The 21,704-nt window shown below is 42.2% G+C and carries 15 protein-coding genes; 6 read left to right on the top strand and 9 right to left on the bottom strand.

What is annotated here, in order from left to right:
- Nucleotides 1-420 precede the first annotated feature (420 nt).
- The 5 genes from AACU32_RS32165 to AACU32_RS32145 form a co-directional block, all read right to left on the bottom strand.
- A complete protein-coding gene (locus AACU32_RS32165; protein WP_096605874.1) occupies nucleotides 421-966 on the bottom strand; it encodes a tetratricopeptide repeat protein in 546 nt (181 codons plus the stop codon).
- A gap of 106 nt (nucleotides 967-1,072) precedes the next feature.
- The gene (locus AACU32_RS32160) at nucleotides 1,073-1,963 is read right to left on the bottom strand and encodes an NAD(P)H-hydrate dehydratase (RefSeq protein WP_096605872.1); all 891 of its coding nucleotides are present in this window, start codon (nucleotides 1,961-1,963) and stop codon (nucleotides 1,073-1,075) included.
- A gap of 2 nt (nucleotides 1,964-1,965) precedes the next feature.
- Entirely contained in the window at nucleotides 1,966-3,597 is a 1,632-nt protein-coding gene (yedE, locus tag AACU32_RS32155; RefSeq protein WP_339378451.1) for a YedE family putative selenium transporter, read from the bottom strand.
- A 315-nt stretch (nucleotides 3,598-3,912) separates the two neighbouring features.
- Nucleotides 3,913-5,136, bottom strand: coding sequence for a hypothetical protein (locus AACU32_RS32150; protein WP_096605870.1), 1,224 nt, complete (start codon nucleotides 5,134-5,136; stop codon nucleotides 3,913-3,915).
- Nucleotides 5,137-5,460: 324 nt separating this feature from the next.
- Nucleotides 5,461-6,729, bottom strand: a complete 1,269-nt coding sequence (locus tag AACU32_RS32145) for a hypothetical protein (RefSeq protein WP_096605868.1) — start codon at nucleotides 6,727-6,729, stop codon at nucleotides 5,461-5,463.
- Here AACU32_RS32145 and AACU32_RS32140 point away from each other — a divergent pair.
- Nucleotides 6,728-6,976 carry a hypothetical protein gene (locus AACU32_RS32140; protein ID WP_096605866.1) on the top strand — a complete coding sequence of 83 codons (249 nt, stop codon included), beginning with the start codon at nucleotides 6,728-6,730 and terminating at the stop codon, nucleotides 6,974-6,976. The genes AACU32_RS32145 and AACU32_RS32140 overlap by 2 nt on opposite strands.
- Before the next feature lie 66 nt (nucleotides 6,977-7,042).
- Here the strand turns inward: AACU32_RS32140 and AACU32_RS32135 are convergent, their stop codons facing one another.
- Nucleotides 7,043-8,473, bottom strand: coding sequence for an FAD binding domain-containing protein (locus AACU32_RS32135; RefSeq protein WP_096605864.1), 1,431 nt, complete (start codon nucleotides 8,471-8,473; stop codon nucleotides 7,043-7,045).
- Between the two features lie 340 nt (nucleotides 8,474-8,813).
- Between AACU32_RS32135 and AACU32_RS32130 the strand changes: the two genes are divergently transcribed.
- From AACU32_RS32130 to AACU32_RS32120, 3 genes are all read left to right on the top strand, one after another.
- Nucleotides 8,814-10,265, top strand: a complete 1,452-nt coding sequence (locus AACU32_RS32130; RefSeq protein ID WP_096605862.1) for a tetratricopeptide repeat protein — start codon at nucleotides 8,814-8,816, stop codon at nucleotides 10,263-10,265.
- Between the two features lie 193 nt (nucleotides 10,266-10,458).
- Nucleotides 10,459-13,263 (top strand): M16 family metallopeptidase, encoded by a 2,805-nt coding sequence (locus AACU32_RS32125; RefSeq protein WP_339378450.1) that lies wholly within the window; start codon nucleotides 10,459-10,461, stop codon nucleotides 13,261-13,263.
- 197 nt (nucleotides 13,264-13,460) lie between these two features.
- Nucleotides 13,461-14,039: a hypothetical protein gene (locus AACU32_RS32120; protein WP_339378449.1), complete on the top strand. Its 579-nt coding sequence runs from the start codon at nucleotides 13,461-13,463 to the stop codon at nucleotides 14,037-14,039.
- Between the two features lie 201 nt (nucleotides 14,040-14,240).
- Here AACU32_RS32120 and AACU32_RS32115 read toward each other — a convergent pair whose 3' ends face one another.
- A complete protein-coding gene (locus AACU32_RS32115; RefSeq protein WP_096605856.1) occupies nucleotides 14,241-15,215 on the bottom strand; it encodes a hypothetical protein in 975 nt (324 codons plus the stop codon).
- 591 nt (nucleotides 15,216-15,806) lie between these two features.
- Here AACU32_RS32115 and ade point away from each other — a divergent pair.
- Nucleotides 15,807-17,441, top strand: coding sequence for an adenine deaminase (gene ade, locus AACU32_RS32110; protein WP_096605854.1), 1,635 nt, complete (start codon nucleotides 15,807-15,809; stop codon nucleotides 17,439-17,441).
- Between the two features lie 233 nt (nucleotides 17,442-17,674).
- Here the strand turns inward: ade and AACU32_RS32105 are convergent, their stop codons facing one another.
- The gene (locus tag AACU32_RS32105) at nucleotides 17,675-18,676 is read right to left on the bottom strand and encodes a hypothetical protein (RefSeq protein WP_096605852.1); all 1,002 of its coding nucleotides are present in this window, start codon (nucleotides 18,674-18,676) and stop codon (nucleotides 17,675-17,677) included.
- A 106-nt stretch (nucleotides 18,677-18,782) separates the two neighbouring features.
- Between AACU32_RS32105 and AACU32_RS32100 the strand changes: the two genes are divergently transcribed.
- Nucleotides 18,783-18,977, top strand: coding sequence for a hypothetical protein (locus AACU32_RS32100; RefSeq protein WP_339378448.1), 195 nt, complete (start codon nucleotides 18,783-18,785; stop codon nucleotides 18,975-18,977).
- A 238-nt stretch (nucleotides 18,978-19,215) separates the two neighbouring features.
- Here the strand turns inward: AACU32_RS32100 and AACU32_RS32095 are convergent, their stop codons facing one another.
- Entirely contained in the window at nucleotides 19,216-21,675 is a 2,460-nt protein-coding gene (locus AACU32_RS32095; RefSeq protein ID WP_096605848.1) for a CARDB domain-containing protein, read from the bottom strand.
- Nucleotides 21,676-21,704: the final 29 nt, after the last annotated feature.

The raw sequence follows: 21,704 nt of genomic DNA, 5'->3' as shown, positions 1-21,704 counted from the left end.
AAAGTACTTGTAGATGCGATCGCACTTTTGTATCTAACTTAAACTCAACCTATTAGCCATTGCCTGAAACCCTTAGTATACAGAATTGCGACAGATTGTAGGGGCATGGCACTGCCCATTGGTGTCAACTTAAGTTAAAACGCTTATCCCACAAGTCTTTCACCCCACCCCTTAATCCCCTCCCCGTAAACTCTGAGGGGACGTTTTGGCTTTAGACAAAACTGGGGTGGGGTAACGCGGATCTTGATGTTAAGCGATTTAATTCAAAATCAAGCTTTGGCAAGGGTTTCATGTTAAGTTGACACGTATGGGCACTGCCATGCCCTCTAGAATATATTGATGTGTCGCCAACATGATTTGATTTGGTATAATTTGCGATCGCACCATCCACAGCCAACCCATCGCACAGAACTACTCAAATTATCCATGCAATTGCTCTGCCATATTTAGTTCTGCGATCGCTTCTTGTTCATTACCCTGTGCAGCTAAAGCCAATCCTAAATTGTTGTGAGTTTCTGCGAGATAAGGATCGAGCGGAACGGCTTTGCGAAATTCAGCGATCGCCTCATCTACTTTACCTTGCTGATACAAGACTACTCCTAAATTGTCGTGTGCATCGGCTAATCCTGGATTGAGGCGAATCGCTTGACGGAATGCAACTGCTGCTTCCTCCCATTTATCTTGTTGACACAGGACGACACCTAAATTGTAGTGAGCATCAACACAATTAGAGTTAAGTTGGATTGCTTGCTCAAATGCCGTCACTGCTGCTTCCAGATCACCCTGGCGGTAAAGGGCAAGCCCCAGATTAGAATGCACTTCAGCTATCTCTGGATCGAGGCTGATTGCCCGTTTGAATTCTAGGATCGCCTCCTGGAATTGCCCTTGTTGATACAACACCGTTCCTAAATTAGACTGTGCTGCTGCCAGTGGAGGGTTGGGATAAATGGGTTGTTGGACTTTCATACCATACTCCTTCTTTAATCAGGCCTGTGTAACTTTTGCTGATTCAATGGCTAATCTCGAAAGTTAATCGCTGTCAGTTCCAAAGCTAAAGTCTCAGCTGATATCGTCAGATATGCTGAACTGCCAGTGGTTGAGTCAATTGGCTGTAGTATTGTGCTAAGACCATTGGGAATTGATCTACCACCTGTCTAACTTTAGTTGCAGGGGTTGGTTGAGCTATTTGTCCGGCGATGCGGTTAATCTGACAAGCCATGACAGCCGCTTCTTTGTGGCTAATTCCAGCATAGACGAGCGCTGAAACTAAACCCGTAATGGTATCTCCTGTTCCCCCAATTGGTTCTAAGGTGGGAACATTAGGTTGATCAATTGTGGCAACAATCTGCCCATCGATCGCTACATAGTCTGTTTTACCTTTAACCAGCAAAAGTTTTGCGGCACTGTTGAGTTGGAATGCAGTCTTAATTTGCTCAGGAACAGCACTGGCATCCGAAGCTAACAGGTGATGGGAAATATAAGCTGGATGGGTGGCTTGTGGATCAGCCAGAAACGCGATTTCGCAGGTATCTGGTGTGAAAATGTCAAACTCTTGAGCTAACCCAGCTCCTTTAGCCGCATACATTCCCCCAGCATCAGCAATCAGAATGGGTCGTTGAGGACAGCCCCCAATGGCTTCACAGAGTTTTTTCAACAGTCCCATGATCGGTAGACAATAGTGCAGGGTCAGCACTTGCGGCGAGAGGATAACAATGTTTTGGGTCAAATATTGAAACAATGCCTTGGTGCCCTTGCCATCCCCAATATCACCTGCAACTAAAACATAGGGTGGATCTAAACCTAAACTTGTGGTGACAGCTAAAGCGGCACTGATCATAGCACCCGTTCCTTGAGTGCGAGAGAAACTACGTCCTTCTGCCACCAGTACATCTCCATCCCGTTGAACTGCACCCATCGTCAGCGGTAAGGATGGATCGGGGACACTACCAAACAGGAGTAGCATAATTAGATTCCTCCTTGTTCAAGGTGAAGGGACTCTTCGTAAGCACGTTGCAGCATTGTGGCACAGAGGGTATAGCCCAAGTCTCGCGGATGAGGAGCTTGATTGAGAGGTTTGTCTACCATTTCGGCATGGAGATACGGAATATCCGGACACCCTCCACCAGATATGTTAACGATCGCTCCTGTATCTTTTTCATAAGAAAGTTTCATATTCCCGGCTTTCACCATCACCCACTGACCAAAATCAGTGACTTTGACGATTTCGCACATCCGGGTACTTCCTTTGCTGATCGGCAGGATTTTGACATAGGTGAGGCTTTGCTCCTGCAATAACCGTTCAATGCCATGCTGCTGCACTAAACTGATTTCCAGTGCTAGATCGCAACCCATTCGCAGTTCGGGTGGAGGCGCTACTAGCTTCACATCATACCCAGTTGTTTGAATTGCCTTTTCTGTTTTCATAGCCGAGGCAACATCAGGGAAGATAATTATGCCATCTCCTGCAAACATCTGTTTCTCTTGTTGAGCTTGAGGTTGCATACTTCTCAGTTGTAGGAACCCCAAAACCAGACAGAAGCCAAGCCCTAAGAGGACAGCCATTGGCCCCCAACTGCCCAAACCTGCGGAACTGGAAGCAATGGGTAGACGATGGGTGATCGCAGCTCCTGCAAAATAGCCGAGGATTGTCACCGTAGCATCGGTATCACCTTCACCAGCGCGGATTAAATTTCGCAGTGGACAACCTTCCAGAAAAGTTCCTGCTAAACCCACTAAAGCCAGACTTAGGAACGTCCAGACATATTCAGTCCAGTGCGTCATCGGCAGTGCGATCGGTTGGTGAGTGAAGCCCCAGTGATAGCCAATTCCAGTTGGGCTGAAATTGCCAGCTATATAATTAGTTAACACAGCCGCCATTAGGAAAGCTGCAACGCCACTGAACAATTGGAAATCTTTGACCAAAAAGATATCCCGCCATGCTCCGATCGAACAAAATCGAGTCCGCTGTACCATCACACCAACCAACAGCCCCAATCCCAGACCAAAAAGTATTGGTGTATGTTGAGCGCCAGCCCCCGTTGTACTGAAGGCAATGAAAGCAGGATGCCTTACCAGTAGAACAAGCAAGCCCACTGTCATTAAGGGCGCGATTAGTCCCACCACTGGGGCTTGGTTAGCGTTAGTCCCCAGAGAGAAACCTTGCTTCAAGAAGAATGTCCCAGTTCCGATTCCAGCCACGAATCCTGCTAGCGCGATCGCACCATTGAGATCGCCCCCAGCAATGCGAAGTATGACTCGAATGGGACACCCTAAAAACACCAGCACGCCAATCATGACGAACGCACCCAAGATAAAGCGGAGAATGGGAGAAGAACCCCCACGCGATCGCCATTCTCCCATCGCTAGAGAAATGCCAAATGCCCCCAGAACAAATCCAATTATCTCAGGTCGGATGTATTGTGCTAGAGGGTTGTGGTGCAGTTGCAACGCACCAGCCGTATCCCGCAAAAAACAGGCTGCACAAATGCCCATATTCGGTGGATTTCCCCAGTTGACGGCTAGCGCCCCCAATGTACCAAACAGAATTCCTGTTAGGATAATCCACCTATTTGAGGTCAAGAATTGTTTATTATTCACCTTCTCTTCCTCCTTCAACTATTAATGAAGAGTTTACCTGTGGGGAGAAAAAACCATCGAGCAGATTTTTTACCTCATTTTGAGAGGTTTATATAAGTAGAGCTAAACAGTCAGGATGGTCAGTGATTTTATTTACATACTAAATTTATAATAAAGATGTTGAGGAAGTTGTGAGGAAATAAAAAAAGGCGATCGCCTTTTTTTTGGTTCTAGTTGTTATGGTGCAGGATGGGTGATGAATCACCATTAAGCTAAGGGAAAATCAGGGGCGATTTCCTCGGTCATAACACACCTGACATCTACTGAACAGTGTGCTTATGATAGGGGATTCCAGTTAAGAGCTTTCCGAACTTCGTTAATGTCTTCAATAATAGAGTTCTGTTCAAGTTGAACTCGAGGACTTGAAGAGCGGTATGTATCATAACTACCTCCATAAAGCAAGCTAAGATTAACAACTGCCTGCTTCACACAATCACGAAGGTGTTTTGGTAAGTTAAGAAACTCTTTTTTCCCGCTCCTTATGTCTTCAGCCACTACTGAGACTAGGCTACCTAGGCTCTCTACTTGCAGGGATGCAAACACAAAATTATTATGGTAGCAGCTAAGAGAGTGTACATGAGTTTCTGGTGGTTGAGTAAATAACGCTGGGAACCAAATTGCTCGACTCCTTGGACGTTCATATATGATGTGACTATCAGGAGATATCTTTCTAATTGCTAACTTTGTCTCATCGATACCTAAGAGATGTGCAAATTTATAATCTTGGTTCCATTCAGTCACTGCTTGCAGTGCACGATGGACTTCATCTGTAATTAATCTAGTAGTTGGGTCTACCCCCTCCCCTCTGATAACAGTAAAGATTGTAAAAGGTTCAACTGATTGTGTTTTACGTTGTAGAATACCTGCGCGAAAAGCTGTGAAACATTTCTCAGCAAAAGTGCAAAGAGTTAAGTTTTCTGAAACTCCTGGATTCCATTCCACCTCCAATGTTTTTCCCCTTCTAACTTGAAAGGCTACATCAACAGCTTTATCCAAGGGAAGTTGGCTGCGACATCTTGCTGTTACAACTAAAGCAATACCATGAGGATAAAAAAATGATTCTAATTTGAGGTAGCCTTTTTCCCCGAAGCACTGCGGAGACTCTACCACAACAGGAACATTACAGCGAAACGGAACGAGTGCTTGCCAAGCTTTCTCACCATTGATATCTATGTGCCCTTTCTTACCGAATAAGTAGTATACCCAAAAATGTTGTCCTGCTAGCTTTTGATCTTTCCAAGGCAGTTTGAGGTAAAGTTCCTTGTTCATCCCCAGCCAAGGTAACTTTAGACACAAAGGTTCTTTGTTTTGCTTTAGAGCTTCAAACTGTTTCTTGTATTCGTAGTCACGACCAAGAAAAAATAAAGGTGAAGAAGGAGGGTTTTCTTCAAGAAGGTCGAGAATTGTCTCAGCCCAGATCAAAGATAACTGGAAATCGTGGATTTTAATTTCTAAGGTCACTTGTAAAATTACTCCATTTATGATATTTTTTTTGTTCATGTTATAATATAGTTAACTAAGGGTAGACCTAGTATTTCAGTAGAAGTATGAGGATGGTTTATCAGGTGGTTTGACAAGGGATTACCACAAATAAAATCTGTAAATTTTGTTTGGAGGTTAAAACTGTGAGTATCAAAAACTAGGTAATCTGAAAGGATGATACGGCTCTTACCTAGTAGCGGCTCTAAAATGACACGACATCAAACTTATTCCACAGTCGCGGCTCTTAAATGACCGCCACATAAACCCCTTTTTCAAAAGAGAAAGGGGTTTGAAGTAGGACAATATATTGTGATGCCATAATCCTGTTCTCCTTAGATATGTTCATTTTTCTTTGACAAAAATATCCTTTGAATAATTTGTAATATCTATACTCTTCACTTGCTTAGGTTTAAGGATATTACTTCCAGTTTGCCAATCTACTCGCAGTGCCTTAATTTTTTCACCTTTTTTGAGTAAATTTGCCAAAGTCTTAGCCTTACCTTGGAGAGTAAGTTGGTTGCTCACATCTTCCCGCAGTGTCTTACACTCACTTCCTTTAAGCCATTCCAAGATAATAGGAGGAGCTACCCAAAGCTTTTCTTTGTCATCTTTTGTGGATTCAAGTAAAAATACAGGTTGTTCTATCCCTTTCAAATTCACACACTCTAGAGCAACCCCTAAACCTTGCTTATCTAGCTTGTACAGTATTGTTACAGGGTCATCTTCTGGTGAAGGAGCATCTTGTTTTATTCTCCATATTTTATATAAATTAATTGAACCTATACTTATTAAGTATAATGCAGCAGCAAGAAGTATTGAAGATACCCAAACTAGTAATACATCGGTGGGTCCATAGGTTTCTAGATAGCTACGACGGATTTTTAAAACCCGCTCAGTAATAATAGGATAAAGAAATATCATAGGTATTGATAATGTTATGGCTATGAACCAGAATTCCGGGCTGATAGTTTTTAGTGGAAATGTGTTATTTTTGTCTTTAGTATTATTAAGTTCCCAAAATATTTTTACTGTCACTAGCATTAGAAATCCTGGAAGAACTAGAAGAGATGGTACTCCCAGAAGCTTGAGAATCTCTGATTCACCTATAACCCCAACGTTAATTTCTTTAAAAGAAACTAGATTTATTATTTTAACTTTACCTAAATCTTTCCATTGAAAAAAAATGTTAAATAAAAAAAGATGCTTTCCAGGTAAAACTTGACCTTGAGTTTTGATTTCAATTGCAAGAATTTGGGTTTGATGAGGAGAAATAGTTATCTTATCTTTTGAATAAACAAAATCTATAAAATCAGGACCAATCGGACAAACTTGACTTATCAAAATATCTTTATTAAATTTATTTTTTATTAAAAGATATATTTTCCCTGGATGATACTCGTCAAGTGATGAAATAGTAGTTTTTATATTGACATCTACCACTTGTTCAATCGTCTCAGTTGCATTAGTGGATTTGGCATAGACAATCGGAGGCTTTAACAGTTGATTTTGAGCCGGATACATAATTGAAGCAAGCACTGTCACTACTGTTAGTATCAGCAGTTTGATTAGACTTCTATTTAATCTTTTTGGATAATTAAGATAATTTTTCATGTCAAAATTTTCTGTGTATATAATACAGCAAATTGCAATCAAACGTACCACAGATAGAAATATTAAAACCAATCCTGGACTTAGTTTCCCAATTATTTTTGTGGCGGGTTTGCTCGAAAACTGCTGTAATTCTGTTGTTGCCCAGCCGCAGGTCCCTGATTTAACTCTGCAAAATCCTTTCCAAATCTTTCTGTTACTTCCCAATAATCAGCCTCATTTTCCTGATGAAGAAAACACAGATGCGTAAAGCATTTCGGCTGGTGGGAGCATATCATCTACAAATTCTGACTCCCCTCGAACGTGGTAAACAGAATCAATTCGTTGCATAAACATCTCTCACTTGCAAAAATTCTGGAAACAGCTTGGTAAAGTGAGCAATTAATACCTGACGCGCTAGCAGTCGCTTATACTCCTCAGAACCATGTACATCGCTTATGGTAGAAATTTCCTGTTGTAAGAAAGGTAAAACACCCTGAATCGTTTTGGATGTGATTCTTTTCCCAAGGAAATAAGCACTAGTTTCTTTTAATAACAGAGGAATGGCAGAAACACCTCCCATAGAAACTGCAATTTCACGAATGACATCCCCTTCACAGCGTATTTTGATCGCACTATTAACTACAGCACAATCTAAATATTGACGTTTCGATATTTTTTCAAAATTAAACTTTGTCAGTGCAGAGGGGAGAGGAATCACAATCTCGGTTAAAATTTCGCCGGATTTTTTCGCTGTTTCCTTGTATCCCTGGAAGAAATCTGTCATTGGTAGGATGCGGTTTTGTACTCCGTAGTCGAGTACTAACTGTGACTCTAGGGCTAACAGCATGATACTCCCATCTGCCAAGGGAGAAGCAGCAACGATATTACCGCCCAAGGTCGCACGGTTGCGAATCTGCCAAGAGGCTATTCGCTGCACGTAGGTTTGGATATCGGGAATCAGTTTGATAATTTCTGGATGGGTAGCAAACTCTGCAAAAGTCGTGAGTGCGCCAATGTGAATCTGATTGTCATAGCTGGAAATTCCCTTCATTTCTGCAACTGAAGTTTGGTTTAATAACGTCACTTGAGAATCTGGGATGACATCGTCTTGTTCTACATAAATATCAGTACCTCCGGCAATCACAAAATCTGGCGTTGCTTTTCCATTTTCTAAAGTTGTTGGGGCTAACTGGGATAGACGCGATCGCACATCTTGGAAATATTCGGGAATGATTTTCTGGGCGATTAAATCTGCAATAGTTAATTTTGTTCTATTGCCAAATAGCTTCACTAAGAAACTACCCACCCGCTTCAGGGATGCGTAACCTGTACAGCGACAAAGATTACCACTTAAAGCATTTTTTACACCTTCATCACTGACTTCTGTCTCATTTGCCAACAAGTAGCCAGTCAGAGACATGACAATACCTGGCGTACAAAAGCCGCATTGGGTTGCACCAAAATCAGCGATCGCTTGTTGCACGGGAGAAAGCTTTTGTTGATTTAATCCTTCTATGGTGACGAGATGTTTCCCTGATATTTCACCCAGAGGTAACAAACAGGAGAGGACAGATTTGTAAACCAGGTTTCCGCCTTGTAATTCTCCTAAAAGTACCGTACAAGCACCACATCCTCCTTCCCGGCAACCCTCTTTAGTTCCTGTGAGTCGTTCTAATGAGCGCAGATAGTCTAGCACAGTACTACCTGGAGATTGAGAGGTACAGACCGTGCGATCGTTGAGGATGAAGTGGATTTGAGCCGTCATAATTACAGCGAGCAAGCTTTAGATCTGTTTTTAACCTGCTTTTAATTTCTATTCTTGATCGTGGTTTGTGGAACTGAGGCGATCGCTTTTCAAAAATTTATACCACAGTTACTGGCGAGGAATACAGATCAATCCATTTGCCACCAGCCCCTTGCTTGGCTATAAGTCAAACTAATTATTCCCTATTCCTACAAATGTAAGTCGGTTGTGTGCGATTGGCAGGGAGTAATATAGCTCAATAAAGAAGTGTTTCAATAATTACATTTTATCAGAGAACTTCCTTAAAATAAAAATAGAAATAATAATTAAGTCCTTGCAAAAACCTCAGGAGGCGAGTAGTATGCAAAGGGCTGTAAATAGACATATTTACAAGAAAATACTTGTTTATACTTTAGCAAGTTTTTTAGTGATTTTTTCTGCTCTTCATCCGTTAAATTTAGCTGTAGCCCAAAACATCAACTCAGCTATTGAAAAAATAGAACAGGCTTTAAAACAAAACCCCAATGACCCAGAGGTAAACCTAGCCTTAGCTACTGCCTATTTCCAAAAATACCAGGAGACTGGTAAGATTAAAGACTTGGATACAGCGATTCAAACTGTGCAAAACGGAATTAGTTTAGAATCAGAATTTGCTCCTGCTCATTTGGTTTTATATAGGTTGTTAACTGAAAAAGCAATACAGCAGAGTAATATCAATTTATTGAATGAAATCAATCATGAATATCAGGAAGTTTTGCGGACTTTTCCTGATTCCGAAAGTCTCAAAGTAATTCCTCATCCTAACCTGATAGCGGGAATGTTGTACTACAATCTTAGCCACAAGGAAGCAGGAAATAATGAACAAGCTAGATATGAAGAAAAAGCTATTATTGAACTCCAGAAAGCTATTAATGCTCAACCCAATAATGCCAACAATCATCAGTTATTGTCAATAATTTACTTTGACAGAGACAAAAATGATTTAGCTTTATTGGAAGCGAAGGAAGCGAACAGATTAGCTCCGAATGATGCCGAAAACTACAAGTTAATTGGTAGCATCTACGGTGACAATATTCATCGTTCAAAGGATTGCTGGGATGCTGATGCAATTACACAGGGAATTAAAGCATTTAAAGATGCAATTCGGCTTGCACCAGAAGATGCTGATACACATATGGGTTTAAGTGATTTTTATATTCATCAGGGAGCTTATAATTTGGCTGTAGCAGAGAGCAAAATAGCTGTTAGACTTTCTGCTAGTCCGCAGCACCATAGAAAATTAGGAGACGCGTTGTTATTTGTTGGAGATTACGAACAGGCATTTAAAGAATATAACGAAGTTCTGAAAAGAAATAGCTCCTACGTAATAGCACATGCAGATTTAGCTTTTGCTTACTTCCTACAAAATAAATTTGAGGATGCCGCTAAGGAATATCAAAAGTATACCAAGCTTGTGAAAGCACCAGGTGCCTATGCAGTCTCATATTATAGTATTGCTTTACGGCATCTCGGTAAGAATGCAGAAGCGCAGCAACTACTAGAAAAATATGTGAAAAACTATCACGAAGGAGAATGGCAATTACAATTATTGAATTTTAATTTAGGCAAGCTCACGGACGCAGAATTGATTGGTAGAGCTAGAAATAAATGCCAAACAAGTGATGCCTTGTTCTTGATCGGGTATAAGTATTTGCTTGCGGGTGATAAGTACAAGGCACGGGAATATTTCCAAAAAACTGTAGATACACAAGTTTTTTGCTCCTATCGCTATATAAATGCTAATGCCAGATTGAAAGATTTAATACTTCATTGAGGAATAGAAAATCAAGAATAAATAAATGTCATTGTAGTAAGTACAAAGTGTGCTTACTACAAATGAATAATGTTTTAGTTAATTTTACCAACGAGATTCTCAACAATAATTAATAACTGTGAGAGGAAATATGTACCCAAAACAGTTTAACATCAACTTTCTTTGCAATATCATCAGGAGTCAAAGACAAATTTTGCAAAGAACGACTGCAACAATATTGTCAGCAGTGTTACTGATGGGTGCAGAAACTCGCATGGCTCCAACGAAAACTCTGCAACCAACCAAGCAAAATACCTCACAAGAATTACTCTTTAACAATGCAGACAATTCTTACAGTTTAATCAGTAATAAAAACAGTATTGAAATTACTTCACCGTCTCTAACGGCTCAAGTCCGCAGAACTGTTTTAGCAAATGGACTCACGGTTCTGACTAAGGAAGTTCATACAGCACCAGTCGTAAGCTTACAAGTTTGTTATCAAGTTGGTTTAGCTTATGAAGCACCATCCGAGAAGGGGATTGCTCATTTAGTCGAACACATGTTGTTCCGAAAAACCCAAGTCCGCCCAGTTGATTTTCGACATTTGTTAACTGCTCTTGGTAGTGAGTTTAACGCCTGGGTCGCTAATGATTATACATGCTACGTTGATAATGTCGAGTCAAATAAACTTAACGCACTGCTGACTCTAGAAGCTGACCGCATGCAGAATAGCGTGTTTGATGATAACGGCATCACTCAAGAAAAACAAGTTCTGATCGCTGAACTGCAAGCTACAGAAAATATCCCCAACTACCGCCTTTACAGTGCTGTAATGCAATCAGCCTTTGCTAATCATCCTTACGGTCAAGTTCTCACAAAAGCTGATTTTGAAAAGATTACAGTCGAGCAAGCGCGGAACTTTTACCGCAAAAATTACAGACCAGATAACGCCTTGATTGTAATTGTGGGAGATTTTTCAACTGAACCAACTCTCAAAACAATTCAAGAAAGCTTTGGTAAGATTCCCAAAGGTAAGGGGATGACAAGCCGAGAAGAAAACGCGAACAAATTGGCTTTTTCTCCCAACCCATCACTTCGTAAATCTGTTGTGATCAACCAACCAGGAAAGCTTCCTTTGCTGGCACTAGTATATCCTTTACCCGATCGCAATCACCCCGATATATCTGCTTTAGTGGTAATGGATTATATTCTGACTTCTGGGGCAACTTCTAAGCTTCATCAAGCTTTGGTCTGGTCTGGTTTGGCTAGTGAGGTGGTAGGAAATACAAATTTATATAGTGATGGCGGATGGTACTTTTTAGGGGTGACCGCCAATCTAGATCGGAAATTGGAAAACGTTGAGCGGACTATTGAACAAGTCATCGCCAATTTACAAACTCAAGGTGTAACGGATGAACAGTTAAACCGGGCGAAGAAACAAATCCAAGCTGGGACAATTTTTAGCAGCCGCAATCTTAATAGCCAAGCAAGTCTATTAGCTTACGACCAAAGTACGACCGGAGATTATCGTCAGACAGACCGTTTTTTAGAAGCTGTTGCTCAAGTGACTGCTGCTGACGTGCAACGGGTTGCCAATCAATACTTGAAAACAGAGAACCGTACTTTAGGATGGTTAAAACCAACTAAACAGACACAAGTTTCTGGCAGTCTTAACATTACAGATTTTAGCCGCATTACCGCAGACTTTCGTCCCACAAAACCTTTCTCATTTCCAGAGGTCGCTAAGTATTTGCCGCCGTTCCCACCATCAACTGCTAAATCCCAGCAAGCCATACCACAGCAGTTAACTTTATCTAATGGCTTGCAAATTTTACTCCTACCTGACTCCAGCAATCCATCTGTTTCCCTTAGGGGTTTTGTTCGCGCTGGCCAAGAGTTTGACCCGAAAGAAAAAATAGGTCTGTCTACCCTTACCGCTATGAACTTATTCAACCAATCCATCTGGCTTGTTGAAGAGTTTGAAAATAGGGGGGGATTTGGACTCGCAGTGCAGCCAGACAGGGAAGGTACTTATATTTCCGGGATAAGCTTAAAAGCCGATTTACCCTTCTTGCTCGAAACGCTCGCAGATGTGATGCAATATGCTTCTTTTCCAGCAGAATCTTTAGAATCTAGCCGTCAATCTTATCTAAATGCTTTAAATGCGGGTGCAGAAAATCCAGTTGATGCTGCCAAGCAATTGTTTCTACAAGCAATTTATCCCGCCAATCATCCCTTGTCTGCGCCTCCCACTCAAGCAACTCTCAAAGCAATTAGTCGAGAAGACGTTGTAGATTTTTACCGAAAATACTACCGCCCTGACACAACCGTACTAGCTTTAGTCGGAGACTTTAATCCAACTGTTGTGCGATCGCAACTAGAAGCCATACTCGGCAGTTGGCAAGCTAGTAACAATGCTCCTTCTGCCTCTAATTTGCCATCGGTTTCACCTCCTAATCAAATCGTGCGTTTGCGAAAAAGACTGCCAAGCCAAACCCAATCACTGATTGTCATGGGTTATCCAATTTCTAACTTGACAGAATCTAAATTCTATGAGTTAAAAATCCTCAACGAAATTCTGGGCGGTAGTTCATTATCCAGCCGTTTAGGAAATGAACTTCGCTACCATCAAGGATTGACTTATACAATTGGCTGTAATCTCCAGACTGGGCACAATTTCGGTTTATTTACTATCCTCATGCAGACTGCACCAGAAAATACCGAAAAAGCAATTGATATTACTCTGGCTGTTCTCAAGCAGTTACAAGAGCAAGGGGTGAGTAAGTCTGAAGTTGAGATAGCGAAACAGAGTTTAGTCAGCAGATATCAACTGGCTTTAGCCGATCAAGATGTTTTAGCTGAGATGATTCTCAACAACCAAGTCTATGGATACAAACCGGAGGAACTGCATCAACAACCTCGTCAAATTCAAGCTGTTACTTTGAATCAAGTTAACCAGGCTGTCAAGGATTTCATTCACCCAGACAAAATTATTGTCATCAGTGTAGGTGCGAACTGAATCGCTGTTTTAGGGTGTCCTTACCCCCATCCCCTCTCAAATTTGGGAAAGCAGGGTGGTTTCATACAACCGTAGAAAAATCAAAATCTCGATAAGGGTGTTTAAGCATATACGGTTGGAACTGGACTTGAGACTAGATTTTGAATATCTACAAAGTTAGATTAAATTTTCTTTGCATTGACAGGAGGTTTATAACCGTGAAAACGAGTACCTATTTTATTGCTTCAATGGCTGGGTTAATCGTGCTTCTGAGCGGCTTGCCGGGATTTAGCGGTTCAGATCTTGTAGCAAAGCAATCAAATACAACCCCTGAAAGCCCCAGTCGGATCTCTGAAGTATTTGAAAAGCTAGAGAGCGGCATGACCTACGAACAAGTCGTCTCTAAATTAGGAAAACCCGGACAGAATATTCCACTTGATGGATTCGTCGCACGTTGGTCACGTAAAAATAATACTGAGCAAGTCACACTAATTATTGAAGGGGGAAAAATTAACACCAGAGAAATATTGGGAAACTGGGGGCTGGAGGTTGAACAAGCTAAGACCTATGCTGAGATGCTGAAGCTTTTAGGTGAACCCATTGGCAAGAGAGAGATTTATACCTACATTTGGCAAGATGATCGAGGATGCCAAATGAATGCTAAGTTTGTCAAAAATCAGGCTATTGAAGTTCAATATATGTGCATAGACGGCAAGTTTGGCTTCATTCATAGTGCGCTGGGAAATATTGAACTCCAACCTCTACCCTCTATTCCAAAAAAGGGCGTTGCTAAATAATGGGATGATTAAGGCTGACACGGTGACGCTGTGAATAGTTGTTGATAAAAATTTCAAAATCATCCCGCAATAATGCAACGCCCAAAAAAGTAATTACAGTCCATAGAGATACTGTATCGTCTCATCATCTTTGCGATCTCCAAACTTCGCCAAAAGCCTCTTAATCAGAGTCTGCAAAGCGGGATCATCATCTCAGCATTTTCAAAGCTGAGTGATGTTGTAATTGACACCAGTTTCAAACTTACCTAATAATTTGAATGCATCCTGATAGGCGACTTCTTTACCTGGTTCGTTGAAAAGCCCATCTCCATCCAAGTCTATATTAATGCTGCCGAAGTTAAAGGTTCCACCAAAACTAAGTTCATGGTACCCCGGATCTAACACCAGATTTATCCAAATCCCATCTGACATCCCGCCTTGAATCAGCCCACGACCATTGTCAGTTGCTTCCAAGGGAAGACCTAACACGTTGTTTTCCGGGATGGTATAGTTAAATCCCTTCGGAGTCGGAGTGACTTGCCGATAACCCATTAACCCATCATCGCCCCAGTCTGCATCGGCAAACAGGGTATCTCCGTCAATCTTGAAAAACATGTCCGTTGCCGTTTGCATGTTATTTTCGTTCAAGTTACGGAGTTCTTTGGGGGTCAAGATGCCATTATCAGGCAAATCTCTGAAAAAATTGCCAAAAAAAGCCTGTAATTGAGCATTATCCCATTCCACATTGAGTATCGGCAAGAAAATTTCTTTACCGCGAGGCACTTCAATGTCACGGGTTGTACCCGGTTCTGCTGGATCAGCTCCTCCTGGTACAAAGAGCGCCCCTGTCAAGAAGAAGACAGAACCGGATTGATTGACATCAGCAAATTCTCCAGTTGTATCATTAAAGGGGCTTTGATCCGCCGGAATGGAATAAGACCATTTCCAGAAGTCTGTAGTCAGCTTCGCTTGGGATCGTCCAGTTCCTGGCTCATCCGGAATGATTCTGAATGACGAGGGTTGATGACCTGAAAGTCCAGAAACTGAAGAAGTTTGAGGAATTTCGGAGGAGGCCCAGGTATAGTTTGAACGATTGAGGTAACGATCAACCTCTTGCAATGGACTGTGGGGAATAAGACGGCTGTCCTCTGAATTGGGTAAAAAACCAGCAGAATAAAAATCTTGTCGTAAACTCATAACTGTTATCTCCAATTTCTTCTAGACGATGAACCCAATGCTCCATCCCTGAATGGAACCATTACAAGCATTTCGCCTGCCTGAATCGATCAAAAAATGAATGGCACAATGCATTCAATATCTGCATTGTTCAGATGCCCATCTAGATGCTCTCTTTTGCGATATAGGGAATTCATCGAGTATGCCTCCTTCAGTCCTGCTATTTGAGGACATGGTTAGACCAGCTTTCATATCGATAACCGAGCAGCTCAGGCGATTACTCCGATTTTTAGACTACAGATCAAAAATGAAGAATTTGTGAGGAATCAAAAATAATATCAAAATTACAGATTCTTAATATGTAAATATATTTTCAGTCAATAACTTTATACTTAAGCTGATACGCACCTAAATCAAATATTCTTGCATTGGGGATGTCCAAGGTCAAAAGGAGCCAGTGCGTTCGGTCGCCAGACCTGAAAAAACTGGCGTTCCAGGGTCAAAGGTTGGCTTGGATTTTCGACTCTTAACTCTTGGCAACCTTAGTGCGAAATATACAATTTAAATGCGTAACATAAAGTAAGCTGCCGTGATTTTCCCGGAGGGTGGGTTATGGCAAAGTCTAGCGTTTCTGGAAACATTGTAGATCTTCTCCACAAAATTATATTTCCGGGAACAGTTGTTATTGTAGACGGCAAGATTCAAGCGATCGCACATGAAAATGGGCAACACTACGACCAATATATCCTTCCTGGTTTTATCGATGCCCACGTTCATATCGAAAGTTCTATGCTCGTACCAACAGAATTTGCTCGTTTGGCAACGGTACATGGTACGGTAGCAGCAGTTTCCGATCCCCATGAAATTGCTAATGTTTTAGGATTAGCAGGTATTCGATTTATGCTGGCCAATGCTGCCCAAACACCATTTACGATTGTTTTTGGTGCGCCTTCCTGCGTTCCTGCAACTGGCTTTGAAACAGCAGGTGCAGAATTATCAGCCAAAGAAATTCGTGAACTTTTTGAGCAGGATGGTATTTCTTACCTCAGCGAAGTGATGAACGTTCCCGGCGTTTTAAATCGCACAACTGAGGTGATGGAAAAAATCCGTATTGCCCAAGAACTAAGACATCCAGTTGATGGACACGCACCAGGATTGTGCGGTGAGGCAGCACGTAACTATGCTAATGCTAAAATTACTACCGACCACGAATGCTGCACCCTGACGGAAGCCTTGGATAAAATTGCATTCGGGATGAAAGTTATTATTCGTGAGGGTTCGGCAGCTAAAAATTTTGATACACTACACAGCTTGATAGATTCCCATTCAGATCAATGTATGTTTTGTAGTGATGACAAGCATCCTGATGATTTAGTCAAAGGACATATCAACGAACTGGTGCGGCGTGCTGTGGCATTAGGTCATGATGTAATGGATGTGCTGCAAATAGCCTGTGTTAATCCTGTCTGGCACTACAAAATGAATGTGGGATTGCTGCAAGTTGGCGATCCTGCCGATTTCATTGTGGTCAACAATTTGCGAGAATTTAAGGTGTTATCTACCTATTGCCAGGGAATTTTAGTTGCTAAAGAAGGTAAAGCATTAATATCATCCTTGCCAGTTGCGCCGATAAATAACTTTAGTGCTACTGAAAAACAAATAACCGAATTTCGCATCCCCGCACAAGGTACAACAGTCCGAGTTATGACAGCATTTGACGGACAATTAATTACAGAAGAAAAACTTTTACCTGCTCAGATTCAAAATGGCGAAGTCATCACAGATATAGAAAATGATGTTCTGAAAATTACCGTTGTCAACCGTTACAAAAATACTCCACCAGCTGTAGCGCTAATTCAAAATTTTGGATTAAAACGAGGTGCGATCGCCTCTAGTGTTGCTCATGATTCCCACAATATCGTTGCTGTGGGTACAACTGATGAGGAACTCTGCGCGGCGGTGAATGCGGTGATTGACGCTAAAGGAGGTATTGCTGTAGTAGAAAGCAACACTATCCAAGTGCTGACTTTACCCGTAGCTGGACTGATGAGTGATGCAGACGGCTACATAGTTGCAAAACAGTATGCTCAAATGGATGCTTGGGCAAAACGTCTGGGTTCTCAACTATTAGCACCATTTATGACGCTTTCGTTTATGGCGCTGTTGGTGATTCCCGATTTAAAATTGAGCGATCGCGGGTTGTTTAGTGGCAAAAATTTCCAGTTTGTTTCTCTGTGGGTTGATTAAGGCCGGGGTTTGATCATAAAGCTAATCGCAACTAGCATAACTTCTAATGAGTGCCTATTCTTCCTCTATGAGTTTTTCTAATTCATCTAACATCTGAGTAATTCGCTCTTGTTAAGTAAGTCGGTGGAAAAAAACCAAACTATGTTAAGAAACGTAAATTGGCTTGAAACCCTTACCAATGACAAATGACAAATGACAGTCCTCGCCAGTTATGTTTAATTGCACCGCCCTACTTACTCCTTTAAAGGAAACCGCCGCATCATCTCCTGCACTTCCACTGCATCCCCCGAAGGCGCATACACGAATCCGCCAGACATTGCGATGCCTGCGGCAACCCCTTCGGGGAACGCAATCCTCTGCTGCCTCGCCCAATCAAACCAAGCACTCACATTCGATGTCACCACATTCTTGCCCTTAGCCCCACTCTTGCAGCTGTTGATAAATAAGCCAGTCGGATTGTCACACCATCCCTCGTGAATTGCTTCTTTTACACGAGCGATCGCCCCCTGTACATTCACCCAATATTTCTTTACCACCCCCAAACATGGCTCTGGGTTTATTCGTAACCGTCGCAACTCTGTACAAACCTCAGCAATTTGCTGCTTATTTGGCTTATCCGAAGTTGAACCTGCTTCGACCTCCGCCTCGGAAAATTCGTCCTCATGAGAGTCTATCCCGCCCGTCGAGTCATCCAGTTCTAATTCATCAACGAAGTGAGTGATCTGGGGTTGCTTTGATTTTGGGGTTTGCTGAGCTGGCTCATATTCGCTTTGTTTTACTCCTTCATCCTTTACTTCCCTAATAGCAGTGTTTTGTTGTGGCTTAGAAGTTTCAGGATGGGATCTGTGATATTGTTCTGCATTGAATCTGGAATGTTCAGTTTTGCACTTACCAAGTTCAAGTAGCTTATTCAGTACATCAAAGTTTAATTTATACTGCCAAGTCTTATCTTGCCCATTTCCAGGATTTTTCTGCTTGGAGAGAATGCCCATCTCCTCAAGCCGAGCGATCGCACTCCTAATGACATGAAGACTATGCTCACCCATTAGGTCAGCATAAATTCGTTTGAGTGGCTGGTAAACCCAAGGAGTGCGGTGATTTTTGAGCTTCCATTTAGTCCAGTGTCGGAAATACTCAATCAGCTTGGCAGCACAGAAGTTGCCAGTAATGTCCAGATACTCTCGCCGCAATATCACCAGCACCGATGCTTTTTCGGTAGAGACAACAGTACTCATTTGTTGCCTCCCACATGCGGACGAAAAGTTAAGTTAATTCGCGTACTAAGTAGGTCAACCAAAAAAAACGTAAGATAGAAAGAGTTCAGAAATTAAGTAATAACTGATGCCAAGTGCGTTAAGAATAATACTAACTGCCGAAGAAGACCGTACACTAAAAGAACTCAGTTGTGCAGATCAAGTCCCACGTAGAACTAAACAAAGAGCGATCGCCTTGCGCCTAAATGCCCACGGATGGAACGTACCGTACTATCGCAGAGTATCTAGATTGGGCACAACAGACAGTAAGGGAGACGATTAAACGCTGGCAATATCAGGGTTTAGGAGGTTTGTGGGAAAAACCAGGACGCGGAAAAAATTCGGGAATCCTACCTTTTTTTTGTCCCAAAAAAACAACTCATCTTCATATTCTAAAATTATCAGCCAATTTTAATTAGTATTAATACGTAATTAACTGTAATAAATATCCTATTTATACCGAAATGAGTTTTTAGCGATACCTACGGCACACTGCGTGAACGCACGTTTTTTATCCGACCTCACCAAATCGCGTTGCTCCCTGTCAACAAACTACGGAAACGATTGGTGGGTTCTTGAAGCGTAACATCAGCAAGAATCGCGTCGCGTAATTTGAGAGCTTCCTGGGTTTGTTGGGCAATAAATTCCTCGCGGGTTAAAACAGTAGCACTAGCAAGAACATGGAATTTAAAGGCAACATCTTCAGGGTCTACGTCGCTCAGAGGAGTTCCTAGTGATTGATAAATCTCAAATAATCCTGGGGAGATTAAATCTAAGTCTTCGGGTTGTTTAATTTTGCCACGAAATTCGGGAAGGCTATCATCAACTATGCGGCGAATACGTTCAAAGTTGTGATCTACCAGTTCTTTTAAACCAGGATAGGTCTGCACCGTAAAGGTTTGTCCGATCCAGTCGCGTGTTGGTAAATCAAAGACATATCCCGGCACAAGAATTTCACCCGTTGTATTCACATTTGAAACTAAGCTAGCCCAAGGAAGCCCTTGAACCGTAGCGTTATCTGGTTTACCACCTAGGTTAGAGCTAAAAGTAGCATATTTAAAGCCATAGATAACTCCATTTTTGCCGAGTTCAGGAATGCCAAACTGGAACTGCACATAGGGAATATCAATATTAGTCTGGCTGCGAACAGATACCCCATAAGTACCTTTTTCTCCGGGCGTAATCACTCTTGGCCCACCTAAACCAACATCCACATCCGGTTCAATGGTTTGTTCCACCAAATAGCGATAGGGCACGATCGCTACCTGCCCATCAGGATTGATGACTTTGACATCATAAAGTCCGTGGGGTGCTGCTGTTAGATCAAAGATGGCAATAATTTTGGTGCTATCCATGACTTGGTAACGCACAGGTTCATATTCGGCAAAACCGGGACGAACCAGTTTAACGATCGCCTCGGGCTGGAATTGCGCCCCTGTAATCGTCGTGGTGACAAAGCGACTATCTCCACTTTTGTCTGTTTCAATAGCAGAAATGCCAAAGGGAAGTACTTGCGCTGTTAACGTGACCGGATTGTTGGTTTGTCCCCGCACCAGAATATAGTAGGAACCTGGTTTAGTTGTGGGAATTAAGGCAGATTGGTTAGGAGCTAAAACACCTTCATCCGCTGCATCATAGATAGTATCTGTAGGCGCAGCACCGTAACGCAGGAACAATTCATTACTGGCATCACTGGCGCTGGAGCTAAGATTGACTCTGAGTGTTTGCCCTAAGTCTACATTCACCTGGAACAGGCGCTCTTGCTTACCAGCGAGCGTTACATTCTGAGGAACACCCAATTGCAATTGGGGCACGGTGATATTCAGGTAATCCGCAGAAGTTGTCCGGTTATTGGATTCAAACCCACTCTCATAAACCTGGTTATAAATGTCTGGGCGAATAATGATGCGATACGAGCCAGGCGTGGCCGGGGGTAAAGTAGCTTGTATTTTGGCAATGTAATTGTCTCCCGGTTTTAAGGTGCCTTGATGCGGAACTCGACCCAGCAGCCGATCGTTGATGTCCCAGATGGCATCACTCGATAGATAAGCAGCATCAGTCCAACTGCCGATTGCATCTTGATTGCTGTGATTGGAGACAGTCCATTCCAGTTGCAGGGAATCTCCGACCTGAGCAGAACTTGGCAGGGTGATTTGATCAACTTGTAAATCGGAAGGCGGCGGCAATTCGATAATTAAGGGTTGAGTGCTGGCCGTTGCATTATTGTTCTCGTTGCTACCCTCAAAGACTTGTCCTTTGACACCAGAATAATCATTGGCTGGGTCAGTGACGACGAAAAGATAAAACGATCCGGTTAAATAATTGGGTAGTTTGAGCGTTTTATTGATGGTGTAATCAGCGCTAGCAGCTAACCCCCCTTGGTGAACAACATAATCCAGATAGACATCGCTTTGCAGATCCAAGAAGCGATCGCGGGATAAATAGATTAAATCTCTCCAGGTTCCCTGTTTAGCTGGTGTATTCCCGTTACTGTCGTTTTTAACGGTATAGTTCAGGTTAAAGCTTTGTCCCACGGTAGCATGTTCGACAACTGTGAAGGGAAAAACTTTCAGATCGGGAGGCGTTGCTAGGGAAATAGATAAAGGCGTAGCAGTAATATTATTTCCCTCATCTTTAAATTCACCCACCCCATTTCCAGCATCAGTAACGGCTAGGATGTAAAAATCTCCGGCGACACCAATGGGTAAATCAACGTTCAATGTTGCTGAATAATTGCCACCTTGGGTCAGTGAACCAGTATGAATTGAAAAACCTAACGCTTGATCGTTCTTATCTAAGGATGGGTCACGGGAAAGATAGATTTGGTCAACCCAGTTTTTTTCTCTTGTATCCCGGCTTCCTTGGTTAGTCACTGTCCAGCTAATGGGAATCGTTTGACCGGAGAAGGGGGTTGGCGTAGGAACAGTTAACTCTGTAATCTTGAGATCTGGTTCACGGTAGGTAACTGGAATAGATGTCACTGACAGGTTGTTAGCGAAATTCTCAAATC

Source organism: Calothrix sp. NIES-2100 (genome assembly GCF_963875285.1).
GTDB lineage: Bacteria > Cyanobacteriota > Cyanobacteriia > Cyanobacteriales > Nostocaceae > Aulosira.
Note: the sequence above shows the minus strand (reverse complement) of the source record. Positions and strands in the feature narration are given on the sequence as shown.

Coding starts and splice junctions, on each gene's coding strand:
- AACU32_RS32165 (WP_096605874.1), bottom strand. CDS start 966: ATGAAAGTCCAACAACCCATTTATCCCAACCCTCCACTGGCAGCAGCA.
- AACU32_RS32160 (WP_096605872.1), bottom strand. CDS start 1,963: ATGCTACTCCTGTTTGGTAGTGTCCCCGATCCATCCTTACCGCTGACG.
- AACU32_RS32150 (WP_096605870.1), bottom strand. CDS start 5,136: ATGAACAAAAAAAATATCATAAATGGAGTAATTTTACAAGTGACCTTA.
- AACU32_RS32140 (WP_096605866.1), top strand. CDS start 6,728: ATGTCAAAATTTTCTGTGTATATAATACAGCAAATTGCAATCAAACGT.
- AACU32_RS32145 (WP_096605868.1), bottom strand. CDS start 6,729: ATGAAAAATTATCTTAATTATCCAAAAAGATTAAATAGAAGTCTAATC.
- AACU32_RS32135 (WP_096605864.1), bottom strand. CDS start 8,473: ATGACGGCTCAAATCCACTTCATCCTCAACGATCGCACGGTCTGTACC.
- AACU32_RS32130 (WP_096605862.1), top strand. CDS start 8,814: ATGCAAAGGGCTGTAAATAGACATATTTACAAGAAAATACTTGTTTAT.
- AACU32_RS32115 (WP_096605856.1), bottom strand. CDS start 15,215: ATGAGTTTACGACAAGATTTTTATTCTGCTGGTTTTTTACCCAATTCA.
- ade (WP_096605854.1), top strand. CDS start 15,807: ATGGCAAAGTCTAGCGTTTCTGGAAACATTGTAGATCTTCTCCACAAA.
- AACU32_RS32105 (WP_096605852.1), bottom strand. CDS start 18,676: ATGAGTACTGTTGTCTCTACCGAAAAAGCATCGGTGCTGGTGATATTG.
- AACU32_RS32100 (WP_339378448.1), top strand. CDS start 18,783: ATGCCAAGTGCGTTAAGAATAATACTAACTGCCGAAGAAGACCGTACA.